21 protein-coding genes are annotated in these 22,419 nt (G+C 70.3%); 17 read left to right on the plus strand and 4 right to left on the minus strand.

The genetic code is table 11. The features are described from left to right. Nucleotides 1-378: 378 nt before the first annotated feature. The 16 genes from ACFQ7F_RS22285 (at nucleotide 379) to ACFQ7F_RS22360 (ending at nucleotide 18,114) form a co-directional block, all read left to right on the plus strand. Nucleotides 379-2,364: a hypothetical protein gene (locus ACFQ7F_RS22285; protein ID WP_383272996.1), complete on the plus strand. Its 1,986-nt coding sequence runs from the start codon at nucleotides 379-381 to the stop codon at nucleotides 2,362-2,364. A 151-nt stretch (nucleotides 2,365-2,515) separates the two neighbouring features. Then, nucleotides 2,516-3,208, plus strand: a complete 693-nt coding sequence (locus ACFQ7F_RS22290) for an alpha/beta hydrolase (RefSeq protein ID WP_383272998.1) — start codon at nucleotides 2,516-2,518, stop codon at nucleotides 3,206-3,208. Nucleotides 3,209-3,306: 98 nt separating this feature from the next. Continuing rightward, on the plus strand, nucleotides 3,307-4,593 hold the full coding sequence (locus ACFQ7F_RS22295; RefSeq protein WP_383273000.1) for an NAD(P)/FAD-dependent oxidoreductase: 1,287 nt from the start codon (nucleotides 3,307-3,309) through the stop codon (nucleotides 4,591-4,593). Beyond that, nucleotides 4,590-5,333, plus strand: a complete 744-nt coding sequence (locus tag ACFQ7F_RS22300) for a DUF1365 domain-containing protein (protein WP_383273002.1) — start codon at nucleotides 4,590-4,592, stop codon at nucleotides 5,331-5,333. The genes ACFQ7F_RS22295 and ACFQ7F_RS22300 overlap by 4 nt, the downstream gene beginning before the upstream one ends. Next, nucleotides 5,330-6,634 (plus strand): class I SAM-dependent methyltransferase, encoded by a 1,305-nt coding sequence (locus ACFQ7F_RS22305; protein ID WP_383273004.1) that lies wholly within the window; start codon nucleotides 5,330-5,332, stop codon nucleotides 6,632-6,634. The genes ACFQ7F_RS22300 and ACFQ7F_RS22305 overlap by 4 nt, the downstream gene beginning before the upstream one ends. Next, the gene (locus ACFQ7F_RS22310) at nucleotides 6,631-7,446 is read left to right on the plus strand and encodes a DUF1295 domain-containing protein (protein WP_383273006.1); all 816 of its coding nucleotides are present in this window, start codon (nucleotides 6,631-6,633) and stop codon (nucleotides 7,444-7,446) included. The genes ACFQ7F_RS22305 and ACFQ7F_RS22310 overlap by 4 nt, the downstream gene beginning before the upstream one ends. Nucleotides 7,447-7,659: 213 nt before the next feature. Continuing rightward, nucleotides 7,660-8,409 (plus strand): ANTAR domain-containing protein, encoded by a 750-nt coding sequence (locus ACFQ7F_RS22315; RefSeq protein WP_383273008.1) that lies wholly within the window; start codon nucleotides 7,660-7,662, stop codon nucleotides 8,407-8,409. Between the two features lie 173 nt (nucleotides 8,410-8,582). Next, nucleotides 8,583-9,353, plus strand: coding sequence for a GntR family transcriptional regulator (locus tag ACFQ7F_RS22320; protein ID WP_383273010.1), 771 nt, complete (start codon nucleotides 8,583-8,585; stop codon nucleotides 9,351-9,353). Nucleotides 9,354-9,404: 51 nt separating this feature from the next. Further along, the gene (locus ACFQ7F_RS22325; protein WP_383273012.1) at nucleotides 9,405-9,632 is read left to right on the plus strand and encodes a ferredoxin family protein; all 228 of its coding nucleotides are present in this window, start codon (nucleotides 9,405-9,407) and stop codon (nucleotides 9,630-9,632) included. A gap of 11 nt (nucleotides 9,633-9,643) precedes the next feature. Next, entirely contained in the window at nucleotides 9,644-10,993 is a 1,350-nt protein-coding gene (locus tag ACFQ7F_RS22330) for an ABC transporter substrate-binding protein (protein WP_383273014.1), read from the plus strand. Next, a complete protein-coding gene (locus ACFQ7F_RS22335; protein WP_383273075.1) occupies nucleotides 10,993-11,862 on the plus strand; it encodes an ABC transporter permease in 870 nt (289 codons plus the stop codon). The genes ACFQ7F_RS22330 and ACFQ7F_RS22335 overlap by 1 nt, the downstream gene beginning before the upstream one ends. Then, nucleotides 11,859-12,647: an ABC transporter ATP-binding protein gene (locus ACFQ7F_RS22340; RefSeq protein ID WP_383273016.1), complete on the plus strand. Its 789-nt coding sequence runs from the start codon at nucleotides 11,859-11,861 to the stop codon at nucleotides 12,645-12,647. The genes ACFQ7F_RS22335 and ACFQ7F_RS22340 overlap by 4 nt, the downstream gene beginning before the upstream one ends. A 32-nt stretch (nucleotides 12,648-12,679) precedes the next feature. Then, complete coding sequence (locus ACFQ7F_RS22345; RefSeq protein ID WP_383273018.1) at nucleotides 12,680-15,388, plus strand: fumarate reductase/succinate dehydrogenase flavoprotein subunit; 2,709 nt, start codon at nucleotides 12,680-12,682, stop codon at nucleotides 15,386-15,388. Nucleotides 15,389-15,538: 150 nt separating this feature from the next. Beyond that, the gene (locus ACFQ7F_RS22350; RefSeq protein WP_383273020.1) at nucleotides 15,539-16,213 is read left to right on the plus strand and encodes a DedA family protein; all 675 of its coding nucleotides are present in this window, start codon (nucleotides 15,539-15,541) and stop codon (nucleotides 16,211-16,213) included. A 99-nt stretch (nucleotides 16,214-16,312) separates the two neighbouring features. Next, nucleotides 16,313-17,479 carry a sensor histidine kinase gene (locus ACFQ7F_RS22355; RefSeq protein WP_383273022.1) on the plus strand — a complete coding sequence of 389 codons (1,167 nt, stop codon included), beginning with the start codon at nucleotides 16,313-16,315 and terminating at the stop codon, nucleotides 17,477-17,479. After that, nucleotides 17,470-18,114: a response regulator gene (locus ACFQ7F_RS22360; protein WP_383273024.1), complete on the plus strand. Its 645-nt coding sequence runs from the start codon at nucleotides 17,470-17,472 to the stop codon at nucleotides 18,112-18,114. The genes ACFQ7F_RS22355 and ACFQ7F_RS22360 overlap by 10 nt, the downstream gene beginning before the upstream one ends. A gap of 10 nt (nucleotides 18,115-18,124) precedes the next feature. On the opposite strand, the gene ACFQ7F_RS22365 is transcribed toward ACFQ7F_RS22360, so the two are convergent. The 3 genes from ACFQ7F_RS22365 to ACFQ7F_RS22375 form a co-directional block, all read right to left on the minus strand. Next, on the minus strand, nucleotides 18,125-18,685 hold the full coding sequence (locus tag ACFQ7F_RS22365; RefSeq protein WP_383273026.1) for a TetR/AcrR family transcriptional regulator: 561 nt from the start codon (nucleotides 18,683-18,685) through the stop codon (nucleotides 18,125-18,127). 62 nt (nucleotides 18,686-18,747) lie between these two features. Then, entirely contained in the window at nucleotides 18,748-20,157 is a 1,410-nt protein-coding gene (locus tag ACFQ7F_RS22370; RefSeq protein ID WP_383273028.1) for an amidase, read from the minus strand. Further along, a complete protein-coding gene (locus ACFQ7F_RS22375) occupies nucleotides 20,144-20,350 on the minus strand; it encodes a hypothetical protein (RefSeq protein WP_383273030.1) in 207 nt (68 codons plus the stop codon). The genes ACFQ7F_RS22370 and ACFQ7F_RS22375 overlap by 14 nt, the downstream gene beginning before the upstream one ends. 177 nt (nucleotides 20,351-20,527) lie before the next feature. Between ACFQ7F_RS22375 and ACFQ7F_RS22380 the strand changes: the two genes are divergently transcribed. Next, the gene (locus ACFQ7F_RS22380; RefSeq protein ID WP_383273032.1) at nucleotides 20,528-21,445 is read left to right on the plus strand and encodes an MBL fold metallo-hydrolase; all 918 of its coding nucleotides are present in this window, start codon (nucleotides 20,528-20,530) and stop codon (nucleotides 21,443-21,445) included. 4 nt (nucleotides 21,446-21,449) lie between these two features. Here ACFQ7F_RS22380 and ACFQ7F_RS22385 read toward each other — a convergent pair whose 3' ends face one another. After that, the gene (locus ACFQ7F_RS22385; protein ID WP_383273034.1) at nucleotides 21,450-22,370 is read right to left on the minus strand and encodes an AEC family transporter; all 921 of its coding nucleotides are present in this window, start codon (nucleotides 22,368-22,370) and stop codon (nucleotides 21,450-21,452) included. Nucleotides 22,371-22,419 lie beyond the last annotated feature (49 nt).

Genomic DNA, 22,419 nt, shown 5'->3' on the forward strand with positions numbered 1-22,419 from the left:
CGGGCGGCGTTGAGGTAACCCATCCGTCCCAGGCCAATCCAGCACGCGGTCGCCGACGAATCACGGGTGTCCGACAGGGTTGTGAGGGGCCCCGCTCGGACGCACGGAGGTGGCGACGGGCGCAGGTGATCCCGGTGGAGTGTCGAGGCATCACCCTCCTCCGCCCGGACGCTGCCGTCGCCACCTCCGCCTTCCGCCCTCCGCTCTCGGCTCTCGGCTCTCGGCTCTCGGCTCTCGGCTCTCGGCTCTCGGCTCTCGGCTCTCGGCTCTCGGCGGCTGCCCCCGCCGGTGACGCGGCGGCTGTGACCATCGCACGATTCACTCGTTTGAATCGGGTCAGGACGCAACGTCGTCAGCCTTTGGAAGGCTTCTTGATCGATGAGCACATCACAACGGCGCGCGGCGAAGGGCTCCGGGCGGGTGGCCCTTGACCAGGTCGAAGCCGTCATCGTCGACCAGTACACCCGACTCGTACGCCTCGCCTACCTCACGCTCCCCCACACCCTCAGCAGACACAGACGGGTCCTCGTCGCCCACGCTCTGGTACAGCGCGCCCTGCCCGGATTCCGCGTCGGGCGATCAATATCCCGTGTGCCCGAGCAGCGGAGGGGCACGCGAAAGGGCACGCCTGACCCCGCGTTGGCGAGCACGCGAGCGCGCGTCCTGCGTTCGGCGCTCGCCCATGACCGCCGTCCGCGCGGCTGGCCGGGCTTCCTCCCGCCGCCCCGCACACTTCGCCCCATGCTCCCGGTGGTCTGGGGGCTGCGCCTTTTCCCTCGTGCGGGCGGCGGCGAGGAGATCGCGCTGGGGCAGGTTCTCTCCGAGGTGCCCGCGCCCGCCCGTGCGGCGTTCGTGCTGCTCCACCTCGAGAGCCTGTCCCGCTCCGAGGTCATCCAGCTGCTCACCGCCGCCGGTGTGCCTCAGCCGAAGCACGTGCTGCGCACCGCACGCGATGTGGAGGCGGCGGCGGGCGGCGCGGCAGAAGCGCTCCTGCGTTCGCGGGAGTTCGACGCCTGTTCCGTACAGACCCGCCCGACCGATCTGCTGCGCCGCAGACGCCGGTTCCAGCTCGCCTGGTTCACCGCGGGCATCGTCGGCCTCTGTTGCGCGGTACTGATGACCACCGTCGGTAGCACACCCTCGGCCGAGCCCTCGCGCACAGTCGACGTACACCCCGCGATCAGCGCCGCCCAGTTGGTCCACACCCCTCGTGACGTCTGGGCCGACACCTCGCGCGTGGACTTCACCGCGTGGCCGGCACGAGGCACACGTATCGGGGACGACGCGCTGCTCACCCGCGCGCTCGCCACGTGGACCGATCCGCCGCACGGCACCCGGGTCAGCGTCGTCAGGGGCACCAGCGCCGAACCACCGCCCGGCAACACCCAGTTGCTGTACGCGGGTGACATCGGCCAGGAGTCGGTCGTGCTGTTCCACGACGGTCGACGCGTCGTCCGCTATGACGAACCGCCCTCCTCGTCGAGCGCCGCGTCCCTGGACATCTCCCGTTCCGACGAGGCCGACGTGACCACGGCAGCCGCCCTCGTCGTCAGCCGCAAGGCGGGCAAGGTCCGCTACCTGACCGCCCCTTGGATCGCCGAGGCGCAGACGCGCGACCTGCTGGCCCCCAACTCCCCCGGCCGTCCGCTCGACGTGTCGGACGAGGGTGTCACCGATACCGTCCCGGAGTCGCCCGGCAAAGGATCGTGCGACAGCCTGCCGGTGCTGCAACTGCGCTCCTCCAGCAAGATCGTGGAGAAGCACGCCTTCCTCGTCACCGACCTGGGAGGCATCGCTCCCGTACATCTCAGCTACACCCCCCTGCCCGGCACCGGAGCTCCGCCCCGGCAGCCTCGCGAGGCCACCAGCGGTACGGCGCTGCGAAGTTGGGCCCGCACCGCATGCCAGCTCCCCGAGATGCGGCGGCGCGGCGTGCGATCCGTCAATCAATGGGACTTCGCCGAGCAGGATCTTCCCGAGCGAGGGGGCAAGGCGGTGTGGTCCTGCACCCGCGCCTCCACCTGGCGCGGCCCCGGCGACGTCCTGGTGCAGTTCCGCACGTCCACGGCGTCCGCGACCGCACCGGCGAAGGTCGTCGGAAAGGCACGCTCGACCGCTGCCTGCAGCCGGTTCGGCCAGCACATCGTGGCCAGTACCCCCTGGACGGCGGGCTCCGGGCGCCACTACCTCCTCGCGGCGGGCAGCCGCGAGGTCACCGGCATCGATGTGACCGGTGACGTCGACGTGACGGAGCGGGGCCGCACACTGGCCGTCAAGGCTCCCCGGAAACCCGGCGTGACCGTGCGGGCGGACCTGAAGGACGGTGAGACCCTGGAGGAGGTCGGCTCGCGCCCCGTGCACTAGGGCAAGGTCCTAGCGGCATCGGACGGAGCCGACGAGCGGCCATGGCAGAGGCAGAGGCGACCGCGTCGGGCGACCCGTCCGGCACCGGCGCGGCTCCGAATCAGTCATGTCCGGTGCGTACCGCCGGTCACCGACATGTCGAGGAGTCCCTGTGCCCTTCCGCGATGGCCCCCGCGCGGCCCTGGAGCTGAGAGGACCGGTCCAGGAGCCACGTGCCGTCGTGCTTCTGCTGCACGGCGGCAGTGAGCACGGGACCGCCACGCCCCCGCCGTGGAATCTGCCGGGCGCGCGGCTGCGCCTCTTCGAGGGCGCGATCCGCCGGGCCACGTCGGGAGGCGGTGTGCTGATCGGGCGGGTGCGCTATCGCCACCGGGGCTGGAACGGGGAGCGACAGGACGCGGCCCAGGACGCACGCCGGGCCCTGCGTGAGCTGGAGGAGTTGCTCCCCGGTGACGTGCCGACCGTCCTGGTGGGGCACTCGATGGGGGGCCGCGCCGCACTGCGGGCCGGCGGGGACCCGCTGGTGCGCGGAGTGGTCGGCCTGGCCCCCTGGTGCCCCACCGGGGAGCCGGTGGCGCACCTGCGCGGGCGTCGCGTGGTGCTGCTGCACGGCGACAGGGACCGTACGACCGATCCGAGGGACTCCCTGGACTTCGCGGCACGAGCCCGTGCCGCGGGCGCCGAAGCGGCCAGCGTGCTGATGGACGGCAGTGACCACGCCATGCTGCGACGTGCCACCGCATGGCACACGCTGACCGGACGGGCGGTGGCCGGGCTTCTGGGCCTCTCCGAGCTGCCTCCCGTGATCGCCGATCAGCTTCCCTCCACCAGTACGTCGTGGTGACGCGGAGATCGTTCCGCTTCTGACCAAGCCACGGCGCGTCCCGCTCCGAATCATCTTCAGAGCACGTCCGGCGGATCCGGACGAGGAGATGGGACGGCATGAGAGAACAGCGACGGCGTACCGCGGTGGTGGGGTCAGGGGTGGCGGGGCTCACCGCCGCGTACATCCTGCGATCCGCACATGATGTGACCCTCTACGAGGCGGACGACCGGCTCGGGGGCCACGCGCACACCCACGACCTCTGGGCGTCGGACGGCCGCACACGCAGCGTGGACTCCGGTTTCATCGTGCACAACGACCGCACCTATCCGAACCTGCTCCGCCTGTTCCGGGAACTGGCCGTCACCTCGCTCCCGACGGAGATGAGCATGTCCGTGCGGTGCGAGGGCTGCGGTCTCGAATACGCGGGCGCGCGCGGCCCCCGCGGCCTGTTCGCGCAGCCGCGCAACGCGCTGCGCGGCCCGTACCTGCGCATGCTCGCCGAGATACCGCGCTTCCACCGCAGAGCCTCGGAGTCCCTGACAGAGAGCACGAACAGCACGGACGGCACGGGCCCCGCCGAAACGTTCGGCGCGTTCCTCACCCGTCACCGCTTCTCCCGCTACTTCGTGCGGCACTTCGCGGTGCCCCTCGTGTCGGCGGTGTGGTCCTGTCCGCCGGGTACGGCGCTGCGCTATCCGGCTCGCTACCTGTTCCGGTTCCTGGACCACCACGGGATGCTCACGGTGACCGGATCTCCCGCCTGGCGCACCGTGGCCGGCGGCTCACGGGAATACGTGGAGCGGATCGGCAAGCAGCTCCAGACCGTCCACACATCTACGCCGGTACGGTCCGTGCGCCGAGGCGACGGCGGCGTGAGAGTCACCACCGAGGACGGCACGACCGATTTCTACGACTCCGTGGTCGTCGCCGTCCATCCGGACCAGGCGCTGCGTCTCCTTGCGGACGCGTCCACGGCGGAACGCGAGATCCTGGGAGCCTTCCGCTACTCCGCCAATCCCGCCCTTCTGCACACCGACACCACGGTCCTTCCCCGCAGCCGCGCCGCGCGCGCCTCGTGGAACTATCTGCTCCCTTCGTGCGACGCCACGACCGAGAACGTGCGGGTCAGCTACGACATGAGCCGCCTGCAGCGGCTCGACGCCCCCGAGACGTACGTGGTGACCCTGGGCGGCGAGAGCACGGTCGGCCCCGACCGCGTGCTTGCCCGGATGGCGTACGAACACCCCGTCTACACCCCGGAGTCGCTCGCCGCGCAACGCCGGTTGCCCTCGCTGAACGGTCCCGTCACCACCTTCGCGGGCGCCTATCACGGTTGGGGTTTCCACGAGGACGGCTGCCGCTCGGGGGTCGAGGCGGCCCTGGCGATGGGGGTGCGCTGGTGAACGCCTCCCCCGGTCAGGTGCCCGCGCTGTATCCGAGCGTCATCACCCACGTCCGCACGAGCCCGCGTCACTACAGGCTCACCCACCGCACGTACCTGTGGCTGATCGACCTGGACGAGCCTCCCCGGCTGCCTCTCGCGCTGCGTCCGCTGGCCCGGTTCAACGGCCGCGACCACTTCGGCGGCGGGACCACGGACATCAAGGCGGGGCTCCAGGCCTTTCTCGCCACCCACGGGATCACGCTGGACGGCGGCCGCGTGCTGATGCTCGCCCACGCCCGCGTCCTCGGATACGTCTTCAACCCGCTGTCCCTGTACTGGTGCCACGGCCCCGATGGGGAGCTGCGCTGCGTCGTGGCCGAGGTGCACAACACCTACGGCGAGCGCCACTGCTATCTCCTGAGCCCCGATGCCGCACAGAGCGCGGACGTGCCCAAGGAGTTCTACGTCTCGCCCTTCTTCCCCGTCGAGGGCGAGTACCGGATGCGGCTCCCCACGCCGGGCGAGCGCCTCGGCGTCACCCTGCACTTCGACCAGGGCGGGCGGCGCAGGTTCACGGCGACCGTGCGCGGCGAGCGCCGCCCCGCCACCACCGGCGTGCTGCTGCGGGCGGCCGTCCGCCACCCCTGGTCCACGCTGGCCGTTTCCGTGGCCATCCGGCGGCACGGCATCGCGTTGTGGCTGCGCGGCCTGCCCGTGCAGAAACGACCCCGGCATCGTCCCCAGGAGGGCATGAAGTGAGTACGTCCGTTTCCGGTGTACCCGGTGTGGCCGGTGTGCCCCGTCCACGGGGCACGATCGACGCCGAGCGGTGGCCCGATGTCGTGGCCGTCCCGCGCTGCTCCGCGGCGCGGCAGGCGGTGGGCCGGATCATCGTGCGCCACGCCTTGAACAATCTGCCGCTCCGGGTGGCGATGGGCGGCGGTGAACACTGGGGCGAGGGCGGCCCGTTGTTGGAGGTACACGATCCCGACAGCTTCCTGCGGCGTGTCGCGACGAACGGGCTCATCGGCTTCGGCGAGTCGTACATGGCTCACGAGTGGGACGCGGAGGACCTGGTCGCGGTGCTCACCGTGCTCGCCGAGCACGCGGCCACGCTGGTACCGCCTTCGCTGCAGAGGCTGCGTGCCCTCTGGGCGCCCAGGCATCCGGCCGCGCAGCGCAACACCCCCAGTGGCGCGCGGGCCAACATCCAGCACCACTACGACCTGTCGAACGACCTGTTCGGGCTCTTCCTCGACGAGTCCCTGAGCTACTCCTCCGCGCTCTTCGAGCACCTGCCCGCGCCCTGGACCGATCTGGAGGCGGGCCAGCACCGCAAGATCGACAGGTTGCTCGACCTGTGCGGCGTGGGGCCCGGTACGCGGCTGCTGGAGATCGGCACGGGCTGGGGCGCCCTGGCCGTTCGCGCGGCGGCGCGTGGAGCGAGCGTCCACTCGGTCACCCTCTCCGCCGAACAGCGCGACCTCGCCCTGGAGCGGGTGCGGGCCGCGGGACACGCGGACCGCGTCCGCATCGAGCTGTGCGACTACCGTCAGGTGCGCGGGAGATACGACGCGATCGCGAGCGTGGAGATGATCGAGGCGGTCGGCGCGGAGTACTGGCCCACCTTCTTCCGCACCCTGGACGCCCTCCTTGTGCCGGGCGGCAAGGTGGCGCTCCAGGCGATCACCATGCCGCACGACCGCATGCTCGCGGGGCGTGACACCTACACCTGGGTGCAGAAGTACATCTTCCCCGGCGGGCAACTGCCCTCCGTCCACGCCATCGAGGAGACCGCGCGCGCCCACACCGGGCTGCGAGTCGCCGCATGTGAAGGATTCGGCGCGCACTACGCGCAGACGCTGAGGCTGTGGCGCGAGCGCTTCGCCCAACAGGGCGCCGAGGTCGGGGACTTGGGCTTCGACGCCACCTTCCGGCGCATGTGGGACTTCTATCTCGCCTACTCGGAGGCCGGATTCCGCTCCGGCTACCTCGACGTCCACCAGATCCAGCTGACCGGAAAGACGGCTGTCTCGCACCGCGGGGAGGTCGCGTCGTGAACGGCTTCGCCTGGGGCGCGTTCGGCGTCAATCTCGGCTTCGCCGCGCTCACCGCCCTGGCCGTGCTCCTGGCCACCTTCGCGCTCGCGCTGCATCGTGGTCTGCACCGCGTCGTGGACATCGCCTGGGGGGTCGCTTTCGCCGCCGTCGCCCTCATGACGTACGCCCTCTCGGCGGGTCACGGTGACGAGGGGCGGCGGCTGCTGGTGACGGCTCTGACGGTGGTGTGGGGCCTGCGGCTCGCGGGGCACATCGCCTGGCGCGGGCGGGGCCACGGCGAAGACCCGCGCTACGAGCGGCTGCTGTCCAAGGCTCCGGGCAACCGCGCCGCGTACGCCCTGCGCATGGTCTACCTGTTGCAAGGGGGTCTGGTCTGGCTGGTGTCCCTGCCCGTGCAGGCCGCCGCCTACATCGAAGGACCGACGGGTGCGCTCGCCGCCGCCGGAGGGCTCCTGTGGCTGGTCGGTCTGACCTTCGAGACGGTCGGGGACCACCAGCTCGCCCGGTTCAAGGCGGACCCGGCCAACAAGGGCCGCCTCATGGACCGCGGCCTCTGGTCCTGGACGCGCCATCCCAACTACTTCGGTGACTTCTGCGTCTGGTGGGGCCTGTTCCTGATCACGTGCGAAGCGCCCGTGGCGGCTGCCGCCACCGTCGTCGCTCCCCTGGTGATGACGTATCTGCTGACGCGGGGCAGCGGCAAGGCGCTGCTCGAACGGCACATGGCGGACCGGCCCGGCTACGCCGCCTACCGGCAGCGCACGAGCGGATTCTTTCCCAGGCCACCACGGGCTACGGAAAGGCCGCGATGAGGAGAGAAGGTTGACAGGAATTCAATCCTGATTTCAACAGAGCGAAAGAGGGCAGTTAATTACGATCCTTGCGACCTCTCGACCACATCCGATCGGCGCGCGTCTGATGTCAGACGACCGATCGCGGTAATGTGGAGAAGATTCCGTGGATTCCTCAACTGGAGCATGCGCACAGTTCTGTTGCTGATAGAGGGTGTGGAAGGGAGTGGCGGCATGACCGCCATGTCCGAGAGGCAGCGCGAAGAGCGGCTGGCGTCCGCGTTCGTGGACCTCACCGCCCCACTGGTGCGGGATGTGAGCGTGACCGATGTCCTGCGCACCCTGACCGAACACTGTGTGGACCTGCTCGACGTATCGGCGGCCGGGGTTCTCCTTGACGTTCCGCACGGCCAGGGCGTGCAGGTGGTGGCCTCCGACGAGTACACGCATGCACTGGAGCTGTTCGGCCTCGAATGCGACGAGGGTCCGTGCCGGGACTGCTGTCGCTCCCCCGCGAACATCTCCGAGACCCGCCTCGACGTCGAGGACGCCTGTCCACGCTGGCCCCGGTTCACGCCGCGCGCCCTGCTCCTCGGCTTCACCTCGGTCGCGACGGTCCCGCTGCGCTGCCAGGACACGGTGGTCGGCGCCCTGAGCCTTCTCCATGACCGGACAAGACCCCTGGACGACAGCCGGCTGCGACTGGCCCAGGCGCTTGCGGACATCGTCACCGTCTGCGTGATGCAGCGGCAGGTGGTGCACGAGCAGATGACACAGATCGCGCAACTCCAGGGCTCCCTCGACTCGCGGATCGTCATCGAGCAGGCCAAGGGGTATCTCTCCAACTCCCGCGGATGCAGCGCGGATCAGGCATTCGTCCGCATGCGGACCTATGCCCGCAACCGGCAGCTCAAGCTCTCCGACGTGGCCCGCCAGGTCCTGAACGGCACGGTCGCGGCCACCCTGCTCGATCCCGAACGCTGAACACGCCAGCCCTCGCCGCTGACGCGCCGGCGTCGCCGCGCCCGCCCGTTCTCCTGGCAGATCTTCCCGACAGCTTCGCGAACACGCAGGTCAGAGGCAGTACGTGTGGTGCGCTGGGTGGCGCAATACTCCGGCAACACCACCGCCGCTGCGACGTCGGTATGGTCCCTCGCATGCCAGCCGAACGTATCCGTGAGCACACTGTGCCTGTCGCCGCCGCACGACGGCGTCGGCTGCGCGCGGACCAGGCGCGGCAGCTCGCCGACCTGTTGCGCCACCAGGTGCGCACCGGGGGCTTTCCCAGCGGTGTCCTGCCGCTGGAGGGCACGATCGGCAGCGACTACCACGTCTCCCGGAACACCGTCCGGCAGGCGCTTGATCTGCTCCGTACGGAAGGGCTGCTCGAACGGCAGCCCGGTGTCGGCACCGTCGTGGTGTCCGAGAAGTATCCGCACGGCCTGAACCGGCTGCAGGGCCTCGCCGAGACCCTGCTCGAACACGGCGACGTCACCAACGAAGTCCGTACGGTCGGTCCCGTCCCCGCGCCCGCACCCGTGGCCCGGCGGCTCGGCCTCGTGGAGCACACCGACGTGCTCTACATCGAACGCCTTCGCCGGCTGAACGGCCTGCCGCTCTCCCTCGATCTCACCTACATCCCGATGGACATCGGCGCCGGTCTCATCGGCTGCGACCTGGAGAACACCGATGTGTTCCGGCTCCTCGAGACGCTGACCGGGCAGCCGCTCGGCACTGCCGAGATCACCCTGGAAGCCGTCAACGCCGACGTGCACTCCGCCGCCGTCCTCGAGGCCCCGCGCGGCGCCGCCGTGCTCATGCTCGAACGACTCACCGCGCTGTCCGACGGCCGCCCCGTGGACTTGGAGTTCATCCGTTTCCGCGGTGACCGCATCAGCATGAGCGGGCTGCTCCACCGCGTCCTCTGACCCCACCGGTCCCCAGTCTTTCCACCAGCCACCTCTTTCCGGGAGACAGCCATGCCTCTGGCCCCCCAGCGTGCCGACGTGCCCGTGACCATCGACGAGTCGAAGTGCATCGACGGCTGCACCCTCTGTGTCGACATGTGCCCGCTCGACTCGCTCACGATCAACCCGGACAGCGGCAAGGCCTTCATGCACGTCGACGAGTGCTGGTACTGCGGGCCGTGCGCGGCCCGCTGCCCCACCGACGCGGTCACGGTCAACATGCCCTATCTGCTCCGGTGAAGGCGACGAAGATGAAACGCACGGCACTCAACGCTGCCCTGGCCGCCCTCCTCACCATCCCCCTGGCGGGCTGTGGCGGGGCGAGCGCGGACGACTCCGGTACCGTCACCATCACCGTCGGCTACCAGTCCAAGACCATCAACACCGTCACCGCCGGCACGCTGCTGCGCTCGCTCGGATACTTCGAGCATGAGCTTGCCGCGCGCGGCAAGCGTGAGGGCGTCACCTACAAGGTCAAGTGGCAGGACTACGCCACGGGTGCGCCGATCACGGCGCAGATGACCGCCGGGAAGATCGACATCGGTTCGATGGGCGACTTCCCCCTGCTGATCAACGCGGCCCGCGGCACCCAGCTGAACCGGCCGACGAAGCTCGTCTCCGTCACCGGCTACAACCTCCGCGGCGGCCTCAACACGATTGTCACGAGCCCCGGTTCACAACTGGCGTCGCTGAAGGACCTGCGCGGCAAGAAGGTCTCGACGAGCGTCGGCTCGGCCGCCGACGGCACTCTGGTACGGGCCCTGCGGCAGGCGGACATCGACCCGGAGAAGGACATCCGCAAGCTCAACCAGCAGCCCGCGGTGGGTGCTTCGGCGCTCCAGGCGGGCAGCGCCGACGCGCTCTCGCAGTTCGTGGCGTGGCCGGGTCTTCTCGCCTTCCAGGACCGTGCCCGGGCGCTGTACGACGGTGCGGAACTGAACCTGCCGACCTTCCACGGAGTCACCGCACGGGAGGACTTCGCGAAGAAGCGGTCCGGAGTCCTGGAAGATTTTCTGCGCGCCCAGGCCAAGGCGACCGACTATCTCAACAAGCGGCCGGTAGCAGCCGCCGAGTCGGTGGCCGAGGCCACCGGTCTTCCACCCGAGGTCGTCTACCTCTACAACGGCGCGCACGGCATCGCCACGTTCGACCCCACGATCAAACCCGCGCTGGTGAACGCCTTGAAGAAGGACGTGCCCGTGCTGAAGTCGGCGAAGTTGGTGGGCGACGTGGACGTGGACAGTTTCGTCGACGATCAGTACGTGAAGAAGGCGTACGGCGACGGTTACGCCACCGCGCTGACCGCCGCCCCCGAGCCCGCGCGCAGCGAGTTGTGGCTGAAGGGCGAGAACAAGACCCGGTCGTTCGCCACCCCGGCCGAGTTGCTGCGCCGGGCAGCCGAGCGGCAGGGCAAGGTGCGCGCCGCGTACGTGCCCGACACCACGACAGGGACGCCTTGGTTCGCCGACAAGGCCGTGTGGGTGGCGGACGGCACGAAGCTGCTGCCCTTCGTCACCCCCTCCACCGCCGACGCCTACACCGAGGCGCATCCGGGCGCTCGTACCGTCTCGTACAACCAAGCGCTGAAGCAGGCGTCATGATGGGGCGTCACCTCCTGCGCGTCCTCTCGCTCGCCGCGGCTCTCGGCCTGTGGCAGCTCCTGACCACGCTCGACGTCAATCTGTGGCTGCGCTTCGAGCAGTTTCCGACGGTCGTCGATGTCGCGCGGGAGTTCGGGGAGCGCGTCGGCGGCGCCACGTACTGGCAGGACCTCACCGACAGCCTCAGCCGCATCGTCACCGGCTTCGCGCTCGCGGCGGTCGCCGGGGTGGCCGTCGGCACGGCGATCGCCCGCTCGCGCCTGGTAGCCGACCTGCTCGGTCCTGTCCTCGAAGTGCTGCGGCCCATACCGGCGATCGCCCTGGTGCCGGTGGCGATCCTGCTCTTCCCCAGCAACGAGCAGGGCATCGTCTTCATCACCTTCACCGCGGCGTTCTTCCCCGTCATGGTCTCCACCCGGCACGCGGTGCGCGCCCTGACCCCGGTCTGGGAGGAGGCGGTCCTCACGATGGGCGGCGGCCGGTGGCGCGTCCTCGGCTCGGTGGTCCTGCCGGGGGCGCTGCCCGGCATCCTCGGCGGACTCTCCGTGGGTATCGGCGTCTCGTGGATCTGTGTCATCTCGGCGGAGATGATCTCCGGGGAGTACGGCGTGGGCTACCGCACCTGGCAGGACTACACGGTGGTCGACTATCCCGGCGTACTCGTCGGCATGGTGACGATCGGCGCGCTCGGGTGGATGACGTCGACGACGGTGGAAGTACTTGGCCGCCGTGTGACGCGGTGGCTCCCGCGGACGGAGTCCCGTATCGAGGCGCAGGTGCCGCGCCGGTCCCTGCCGAAGGTTCCGCGGTCCGGACCGCGCCCCGGACCGCGCCAGGGACCGCGTCCACAAGAAGAGGTGACCCCATGACCACACCCCCCGAAACCGCTCTCGCCCCCGTCCTCGCCCCGCCCCGCGGCACGCGGCTCACCCTGTGCGACGCGTCGATCGGGCGAGGGGGAACCGCCGTACTCGACGGGCTCGAACTGGACATCGCACCCGGCGAGATCCTCACCGTCGTCGGCCCGTCGGGGTGCGGGAAATCCACCCTCCTTCGCACCCTCGCCGGACTCCTTCCGCCGCTCGGCGGGGAGGTCGCCCAGGACGGGAAGCCCATCACCGCACCCCACGCCGAACGGGCACTGATCTTCCAGGACGACGCACTGCTGCCGTGGCGCACCCTCCGGGCCAACGTCGAACTCCCCCTGGCAATCAAGGGGTTGAGGCGGCCCGAGCGTCGCGCCCAGGCCGAGAGCTGGCTGGAGCGTGTCGGCCTGGGCGGCGGGCACGGCGCCAAACTGCCGCACCGCGTATCGGGCGGGCAGCGGCAGCGTGTCCAGCTCGCCCGCGCTCTGGCGGGCGAGCCCCGGGCCGTCCTGATGGACGAGCCGTTCGGCGCCCTTGACGCGCAGACCAGGGCCGGGATGCAGCAGTTGCTGTCCGAGGTGCTGCGCGGCACGGGCGCGACCGTCGTCTTCGTCACCCATGACGTGGACGAGGCGCTCTTCCTCGGCGACCGCGTCGCCCTCCTCGGCACCGGCACCGGACGCGTCCTTGACGTACTCGACGTGCCGCGCCCCCGCGACCGTACGGCTCACGGCGACCCCGCCACCGTCGAGCTGCGCCGCACCGTTCTGACGTCCCTCGGCACCTGAGAGTACTGAGAGCACCTGAGAGGCCCCCTCCCATGCAGATCCCCGCAGTCACCGACGCCCAGGAGCTCTCCTGCGACGTCCTCGTCATCGGCGGCGGAACGGCCGGCACGATGGCGGCGCTCACCGCGGCCGAGCAGGGCCGGGACGTACTCCTCCTGGAGAAGGCGCACGTCCGCCACTCCGGTGCCCTGGCCATGGGCATGGACGGCGTCAACAACGCCGTGATCCCGGGCCGCGCCGAACCCGACGACTACGTAGCGGAGATCACCCGCGCCAATGACGGCATCGTCGACCAGTCCACCGTCCGCCAGACCGCGACCCGCGGCTTCTCGATGGTGCAACGCCTGGAGTCGTACGGCGTGAAGTTCGAGAAGGACGAGCACGGCGAGTACGCGGTGCGCCAGGTGCACCGCTCCGGCTCGTACGTCCTGCCCATGCCCGAGGGCAAGGACGTCAAGAAGGTGCTCTACCGGCAACTGCGCCGCCGCGAGATGCGCGAGCGCATCCGCATCGAGAACCGCGTGATGCCGGTCCGGGTGCTCACGGCGGACGGCAGGGCCGTAGGCGCTGCCGGATTCAACACGCGTACGGGCGAGTTCGTGACCGTACGCGCCGGTGCCGTGATCCTCGCGACAGGGCCGTGCGGCCGCCTCGGCCTGCCCGCGAGCGGCTACCTCTACGGTACCTACGAGAACCCCACCAACGCCGGGGATGGCTACGCCATGGCCTACCACGCCGGCGCCGATCTCACCGGCATCGAATGCTTCCAGATCAACCCGCTGATGAAGGACTACAACGGCCCGGCCTGCGCCTATGTCGCCAACCCTTTCGGCGGTTACCAGGTCAACCGGCACGGCGAGCGCTTCGTCGACTCCGACTACTGGTCGGGCCAGATGATGTCGGAGTTCGCGGCCGAACTCGCCTCCGACCGCGGCCCGGTATATCTCAAGCTCAGCCATCTCCCGGAAGAGTCCATCAGCGCGCTCGAGGGCATCCTGCACTCCACCGAGCGCCCGACACGGGGCACCTTCCACGCGAACCGCGGCCACGACTACCGCACCCACGACGTCGAGATGCACATCTCCGAGATCGGCCTGTGCGGCGGCCACTCGGCATCGGGCGTCCGCGTGGACGACCACGCGCGCACCACCGTGCCCGGTCTGTACGCCGCCGGGGACCTGGCAAGCGTCCCGCACAACTACATGATCGGCGCGTTCGTCTTCGGTGACCTGGCGGGCGCCGACGCCTCCCGATTCGACGTGTACGAGGGCGAGTTGCCCGGCCACCAGGTGCGGGACGCCCACGAGCTGATCTACCGTCCGCTGCGCAATCCGGACGGGCCACCGCAACCGCAGGTCGAGTACAAGCTGCGCCGCTTCGTGAACGACTATGTCGCCCCGCCCAAGTCGGGTGCCCGGCTCTCGCTTGCCGTGGACCACTTCGAGCGGATGCGCGGCGAGATCGGCGAGATGGGCGCGCAGACTCCGCACGAGCTGATGCGCTGCGCCGAGGTGCACTTCATCCGGGACTGCGCCGAGATGGCGGCCCGTTCGTCCCTGGCCCGCACGGAGTCCCGCTGGGGGCTCTACCACGAGCGTACGGATCACCCGAGGCGCGACGACGACGGCTGGCTGCACCATCTGGACCTGCGCAAGTCGCCTTCCGGGGCGATGGAGTTCACGGCACGTCCGGTGGACCCGTACCTGGTCCCGATCGAGGAGTTCACGCCGAGCGGCGGCGCGTCACGCCATCTGGGCGAGGTGCACCCGGAGCACGTGGCCACCGCCGGGCAGCGCGACCTCGCCCCTGTCGGCTCCGGCATCCGCACCGGCACCGCTGCCTCCCGGGACACGGTCGCCGTCTCCCATTCCCCGCGCATCCTGGAACTGCTGACCCTCACCGAGGACGAGCCCGAACTCCCCCGCCTACGCCCCTTCCTGAGCGACCCGGACCCCGCCGTACGCCGCGCGGCCGTCGCCGCTCTCACCGAAACCGTTCCGACGGGCACGGGCCCGGCGCTCGCCGGGACGCTCGCGGACCCGGATGCGGGTGTTCGCGGCGCCGCTGCCGCGTCCCTGCGTGAACTCGTCGAAGTCCTGGTCCCTGAGCCTGACTTGTCGCGGGGGCTGCACGACGCCCTCGGTCAGGAGGACGCCCTGGTCCGGGCGACCGCCCTCGACGTCCTGCGCGCCCTGCGTCTCGGCGGGGCCACCGCCTACGCCCTCGCGCTCACCGACCCGGACATCGAGGTCCGCATCGCGGCGGTCCGCGCCCTGGTCTCGGTCGGCGCCCTCGACGCCGTCGCCCGCGCCCGCGTCGACCCGGCCCGTGAGGTCCGTGTCACGGTGGCCCGCGGCCTCGACACCCCTGCGGCGCTGGCTCCCCTGCTCCACGACACGGACATCCTGGTCCGCGCGGCCGCGCTCACCGCCCTGGCATCCGCGGGCTGCCCCGCCCCGTACGGCAGCACGGCGGTGGAGGCACTGGCCGCCCCGTCCTGGCAGGTCCGCACGGGTGCGGCCACCGCGCTTGGCGCGGCAGAGCCCCGGCTCGCCGTACCCGCCCTGGCCAAGGCGCTCGGCGACACCAACGCGGATGTCCGCAAGGCAGCTGTCCTGGCCCTTCTGGAACACTCCGGGGACTCAGGGGACCCAGCCGCACGCGCGGCGCTCGCCACCGCGGTCCTTGACCCGGACGCCGACGTCCGCGCCTACGCCGCTCGGGCGGCTGCCCCTGCCTGAGATCCGGAGGGGGCGCCTCCGAACCCTGCGGAAAACCCCACTATGCTCGACGGTAATCCGCATACCGCCGCTGATCCGCGGTTTCTAGCGTTGCTGATGAATCCCGGGGCCTGTGCTGCACCCGCCGTCCCACCAGCTTGGAGAAACCGCATGGATCTCGTCACTCTCGCCCTCCCCCAGGAACCCGCGGGCGGCATAGCGGGCTGGGCGGCCGACCTCGTGGACACGATGGGCGGCCCGGGAGCCGGTCTCGCCATCGCCCTCGAGAACCTTTTCCCGCCGCTGCCCAGCGAGGTGATCCTGCCGCTGACCGGTTTCGCCGCCGGGCAGGGCGTGATCAGCCTGACGTCCGCGCTGTTCTGGACCACGCTCGGTTCGGTGGTCGGCGCCGCCGTCCTGTACTGGATCGGCGTGCTGTTCGGCCGTGAGCGCATGCACGCCATCTGGGCCAAGCTGCCGCTGGTCAAGGGCTCCGACCTGGAGCGCACCGAGCAGTGGTTCGCCAAGCACGGCACGAAGGCCGTCCTGCTCGGCCGCATGGTGCCGATCTTCCGCAGCCTCATCTCGATCCCGGCAGGCGTGGAGCGTATGCCGCTGCCGGTCTTCCTGTCCCTGACCGCCCTCGGCAGCCTGGTCTGGAACTCGGTCCTCGTGATGGCGGGTTACTGGCTCGGCGACCAGTGGGACGCGGTGGGGACCTACGTCGGCTTCCTCTCCAAGGCCGTCCTCGTCCTGGTCCTCTTCGCCGTAGCCGTCTACGTGGTCATGCGCGTCCGGTCCAGGAGGCGGCCTCAGCCGCAGTCCCGGCATCGCCACACCTCCTGACCCGCGGCGATGACCGGCGACGCGACCAACTCCCGTCCCCTGCCCGCCCAGACTGAGCGATCTTGTCCCGACGGTCCGGCAGCACTAATGTCAACGGGCGTGGAGGGGGAGCCTGTAGGCACGGACATCGACCGTCGTCCGCCGACGCGCCTCCTCAGGGGCGCCGGAGTCCTGATCAGCTGCTTCACCGCCCTGCTCGGCCTGTTGTACTTCGTCCTGGCCGGTGCCGTGCTCGGCGCCTTCCTGCTGTGGCCGCGCACCCGCGGCCGGGCCCACGCCCTGCTCGCCGCGGGGGCCCGCAGGCTCACCGCCCTTGAGCGCCGGCGTCGCTCGGTCTTCTTCCACGACTCGTTCCCCGAGCACCACGCCTCCGACCAGCAGGTACTGCGCTACCTCGCATCCCGTACGTACGCCGGACTGCTGTGCGGCATCGTGGTCGGACTGCTCGTCGTCGGCGTCATCCTGGCCGGGCTGCTCGCCGCGGGCGTCGCCCGGTCCACGCTGACCTGGCAGGAGCTCCTGAGCCAGGTGGTGCTCGGCGGCGTCCTGCTCTTCCTCGACGTGCAGGGCCTGTTGTCCCTTGCCGCCCTGGACACCCGCCTGGCCCGCGAGTGCTTCGGGCCCTCCGAGCGCGAGCTCCTCGAGCGGCGCATCAACGAACTGGCCGCCAGCCGCGCCGCGGTGGTGCAGGCGGTGGACACCGAGCGGCGGCGCGTCGAGCGCGATCTGCACGACGGCGTCCAGCAGCGCCTCGTGGCGCTCGCCATGCTGCTCGGCCGGGCCCGCCGCAGCAAGGCTCCTGAGCAGGCGGACGCCCTCCTGGAGCAGGCGCACAAGGAGTCGCAGGAAGTCCTCACCGAACTGCGCGAAGTGGCCTGGCGGGTCTACCCGTCGGCGCTCGACAACCTCGGTCTGCATGAGGCGCTCGGTGGGGTCTCCGAGCGCTGCGGCATCCCGTTGAGGATCGAGTACGACGTGTCCGGGCCGCTCCCCCCGTCCGTCGAGACGGCCGCCTACTTCATCGTGTCGGAGGCCGTGACCAACGCGGCCAAGCACTCCTCGGCCGAGGACATCTTCGTCAGCGTCAAGGGGCATGACACGCGCCTCGCCATCCTCGTACGTGACAGCGGGGTCGGCGGCGCCGACCCGGCGGGCAGCGGTCTGACCGGGCTGCACAGCCGGGTGGCGGCGCTCGACGGCAGACTGAACGTCCACAGCCCTTCCGGGGGCCCCACCACCATCACCGCGGAGCTGCCGTGCGCGTAATTCTCGCCGAGGACTCGACCCTGCTGCGAGAAGGGCTGATCCGGCTGCTCGTCGATGAGGGCCACGAGGTCCTCGCCGGGGTGGGCGACGCGGTCTCACTGCTCCGGGAGATGGAGACGCAGAAGCCGGACGTGGTGGTCACGGACATCCGGATGCCGCCGACCCACACCGACGAGGGGCTTCGCGCCGCGGTGGAGATCCGCGAGCGCTGGCCCGGGGTCGGCGTGCTCGTGCTCTCCCAGTACGTGGAGCGCAACTACGCGGCACAGCTGCTCAGTTCGAACGCCGAGCGGGTCGGCTATCTCCTCAAGGACCGCGTCGCGCAGGTCGACGAGTTCCTCGAATCGCTGGAGCGGATCCACGCGGGCGGCGCCGCCATCGACCCCGAAGTCGTACGGCAGTTGGTCATCCGCACCACGCACGTCGACCCCCTCTCGCGCCTCACGCCCCGCGAGCGGACCGTCATCGAGGTACTGGCTCAGGGCCATACGAACGCGGCCATCGCGCAGAAGCTGCACATCTCACTGAGCGCGGTCGAGAAGCACCTCAACATGATCTTCGACAAGCTCAATCTTTCGCACACCACCGGATACAGCCGCCGGGTGCTCGCGGTGCTGCGCTATCTGGAGTCCTGACACAGCCGCATCAGAGCCGGTCGAGGGCGTGCGCCACGAGCTCACGCGCGTACGCGGCGTCAAGGCGTCCAGGGCGGAAGAGGATGCGGTACATGATCGGCGCCACGACATCGTCGATCATCAGTTCCGTGTCGGGCACGGGCTCACCGCGTCGGACGGCGCGGTCGAGCACGGCGTCGATCTGCTCGGCGGCGTAAGCGGAGCACTGGCCCGCGTTGGTGCCTTCCGGGTCTCCCAGGAGCGCGTCCCTGATGTAGGCACGCCCGGCCGGAGACGCCATCTCGTCGAGGAACTGCTCCGCCCATGCGTCGAGGTCGGCCCGAAGACTGCCGAGATCGGCGGGCTCCGTCTCCGGTCGCAGCCGCTCGACCGCGACGTCGGAGAGGAGTTCCTGCAGATCGCCCCAGCGACGGTAGACGGTGGACGGAGTCACACCCGCGCGGGCCGCCACCATGGGGACGGTCAGCACATCACGCCCCACTTCACCGACGAGCTCGCGGACCGCGGCATGGACGGATTCCTGCACGCGTGCGCTGCGCCCGCCGGGGCGGGTCATGGGTCTGGGACTCATGCTGTCCACCTTAATGCGAATCCGTTGCTTCTAGGGCTTCCCCTGCACATGTATCAGGGCTCTCAGGCCGCTGCCGGAGCGAGTCGCCCCGTCTCGGCGACCGCCTCCTCGTAGGCCCGGCCCACGCGCAGCACCGTCGCATCCTGGAAAGGCCGCCCCATCAGCTGCATGCCGATCGGCAGCCCGTCGTGGTCGCGGCCGACCGGAAGGGTGAGGGCGGGCGCGCCGGTGATGTTGGCCGGGGCGGAGAGACGGACGTAGCTGTCGGACACGGCCTCGACGGTGCCGTCGGCCCATTCGACCGTGTGCTGGCCCGAGGCGGCAGCCGTCATCGGCACCGTCGGCGCGGCGAGGACATCGATCCCGTCGAACATGCGCGCCCAGGCGTCGCGCATCATGGTGCGGGCGCGCTGGGCGCGCAGATAGTCGCCCGCCGAGGTGAGTTCGCCCGCCTCAAGGAGGATGCGGACGTCCGGCGCGTACAGGTCGGCCGTGGCCCGCAGCGACCGCTCGTGGTAGGCGGAGGCCTCGGGGACCATCAGCCCCCACTGCGTGGCCTGGATGTAACGCGACATCGGGATGTCGACGTCGACGAGCTCCGCCCCGAGCTGCGCGAGCTGCTCGATCGCGCTCCGTACGGCTTCCTCCACCTCGGACATGACTCGGTCGAAGTAGTAATTGCGGGGCACCCCGACCTTCAGACCCTTCAGACCCTTCAAGCCCTTCAGGTCACCTGTTTCGAGGAAGTCCGTCGAGGGGCCTGCCACGCTCGCCGGATCGCGCGGGTCGTGGCCGGCTGTCGCGGCAAGCACCAGGGCCGCGTCCCGCACGGTGCGGGTGAGGGGACCTACATGGTCCAGGGACCAGGAGAGCGAGGTCACGCCGGAGCGGGAGACGAGGCCGTAGGTCGGCTTGAGACCCACCACTCCGTTCAGGGCGGCGGGAACCCGGATGGAACCACCGGTGTCCGTGCCCAGCGCGAACGTCGCCCCACCGGCGGCGACCGCTACCGCCGAGCCGCCGCTCGACCCTCCGGCTACACGGCTGTGGTCCCATGCGTTGTTCGTCTGCGGAGTGGTCAGGCCGTAGGCGAATTCGTGCGTGTGCGTCTTGCCCAGGAGAACGGACCCGGAGGCGTCGAGGCGTGCGGCCACGTGGCTGTCACGGTCCGCGACGTGCCCGGACCGGACGTCCGAACTCGCCGTGGTGGGCAGCCCCTCCGCATCGATCAGGTCCTTCAGACCCATGGGAATTCCGTGCAGCGGACCGCGCGGCCCCCTGTCCGCGATCTCCCGTTCGGCCCGGGCAGCCGCCGCCAGGGCTGTGTCCGTGGCGACGGTGACATAGGCGCCGAGACGTCCGTCCACCGCGGAGATACGGCCGAGCACGGATTCGGTCAGTTCGACAGGAGACAGCTCCCTTGCGCGCACAGCGCGGGAAGCCTCGGTGAGCGACAGCTCAAACGGTTGCATCGGTGTTCTCCTGTCCGGCTCGGTAGGAAGCCGCGGGAGGCGTGTCGCCGAAGTCGAGCTCACGCAGCGTGGTGATGACGGAGTGGATGTGGTTGGCCGTCGCGGCCACCCCTGCGTGCCGGTCGTCCGCGAGGGGCAGTCCCGCACGCAGCGCCCATCCGGCCGCCTCCTGTGGAGTGAGTTCGCTGGTCATGGCGTCCCTTCCGGGCATCTGTGGTCTAAACGCGAATCGTTTGCTTTAGCCGACCATAGGACCTACGGTGGCTTAACGCAAACCGATGGCTTTTAGCCCGTCGGCGCCCTGGTCCGCTCCCCACGCCCGCGGCCTCACCACCCCCGACACCGACACCGACGTATACGGAGACCAACCATGTCCACGCCTTCGCGTCCCGACACCACCGCCGACCTCGACACCCCCGCGTGGGCCGTCGGCGACCACATCGTCCGGCGTATCGACGAAACAGCCCTGCCCGCCCGGACCGGTCCGTGGCTGCTCCCCGGAGCGAGTGCCGAGGTCGTGACCGGGACACCCTGGCTGCGCCCCGACTTCGCCGACGACCGGGGTGTCATCCGCCTGGCGAGCCACAGCTTCGCCGTCGAGGCCGACGGCATGCGCGTCCTGGTCGACACCGGCATCGGCAACGGAAAGCAGCGCGCCAATCCCGCTTGGCACAACCTGAACAGCGACTACGTCTCGCGGCTGCGGTCGGCGGGCTTCGCGCCGGAGAGTGTGGACCTCGTCGTCATGACCCACCTCCACACCGATCACGTGGGGTGGAACACCCGCGCGGAGGGCGACGACTGGGTGCCCACCTTCCCCAACGCGCGCTACCTCACCGCGCGCACCGAATGGGACTACTGGGCCGGCGTCGACATGGAGGAAGCGCGCCGGCAGATGTTCCGTGACTCGGTCCACCCCGTCCGCGACGCGGGCCTGCTCGACTTGGTCGACGTCGCGGACGACGGCACGGACATCGCGCCGGGCATCCGCCTGCTGCCCACTCCTGGCCACACCCCGGGGCAGGTGGCGGTCGAGTTGAGCAGCAGGGGCGAGCGGGCGCTGGTCACCGGCGACAGCATCCACCACCCGGTCCAGATGTCGCATCCCGCGCTCTGCAGCTGCGTGGACATCGACCCCGAACTCGCCGTCAGGACCCGCAATCGGGTGCTCGACTCGCTCGCCGGTACGTCAGACCTTCTGCTCGGCAGCCACTTCCCGCCGCCGACCGCCGGACACGTACGACGTGCGGGGGACGCGTACCGACTGGCGCCGGCCAAGCCGTTCTGAACAGCTATCCGAGAAGAGCGGCGATGGTGATCAGCACCGGCACGGAGGCGAGTGTGGACAGCAGTATGGATTCGCGGGCCAGTTGTTCGGCCACGCCGTACCGCGACGCGTACGTGTAGAGGTTCTGGGCGGCGGGGAGGGCCGCGGTCACGACGACGGCAAGCAGTTCCGTGCCGTGCAGGTGGAAGAGACCCGCGCCGAGGCCCCAGGCGGCGAGGGGCTGGGCGACCGTCTTGAGGACGGTGGAGAGGACGATCGCGGGCCTGTGGTTCCCGCGAGCGGGTAGCCCGCTGCCCCGCAGGGAGATCCCGAACGCCAGCAGAACCGCGGGGACGGACATGTTGCCGATGAGGATGAGGGGTTCGAGGGCCGACTGCGGGATGGTCCACCCTGTGCAGGCCACCGCGACGCCCGACAGTGACCCGACTGCCGTCGGGTTGCGGAGCGGTGTGGTCAGACGCCGCCAGAGGGGCGTCGGCTCGCCGTGCTGGTTCAGGTCGAGGACGGTGAGTGCCAGCGGGGTGACGATGATCTGCTGGAAGAGCAGGATCGGTGCGACGAGCGAGGCATCTCCCAGCACATACACGGCGATCGGAATGCCGAGGTTCCCCGCGTTGACGTAGCTGGAGCACAGGGCGCCGATGGTGATCTGCCCCGTGCCCCAGCCTCGTAGGGCCCCGACGGTGATGAAGACGGCGGCTACGGCGACAGTGCTTGCCGCGGTGACGAGAAGGCGCTCGGAGAGGATGACCGAGAGGTCGGCGCCTGCCAGTGTGGTGAACAGCAGCGCGGGAGTGGCCACGTTGAAGGCGAGCGAGGTCAGGACGGTCCGGCCGTCCTTTCCCAAGTGCCCGCGGAGACCGAGGAAGTAGCCGACCGCGATGACGACGGCGATCACCGCGAATCCGGTGAGTACTCCCTGCATGGCCTTCCTCGCTGGTGGATCGGACGCTGGTGGTCAGCGGGCGACGACG

Origin of the sequence: Streptomyces sp. NPDC056486, assembly GCF_042795295.1 — a bacterium.
Taxonomy (GTDB): domain Bacteria; phylum Actinomycetota; class Actinomycetes; order Streptomycetales; family Streptomycetaceae; genus Streptomyces.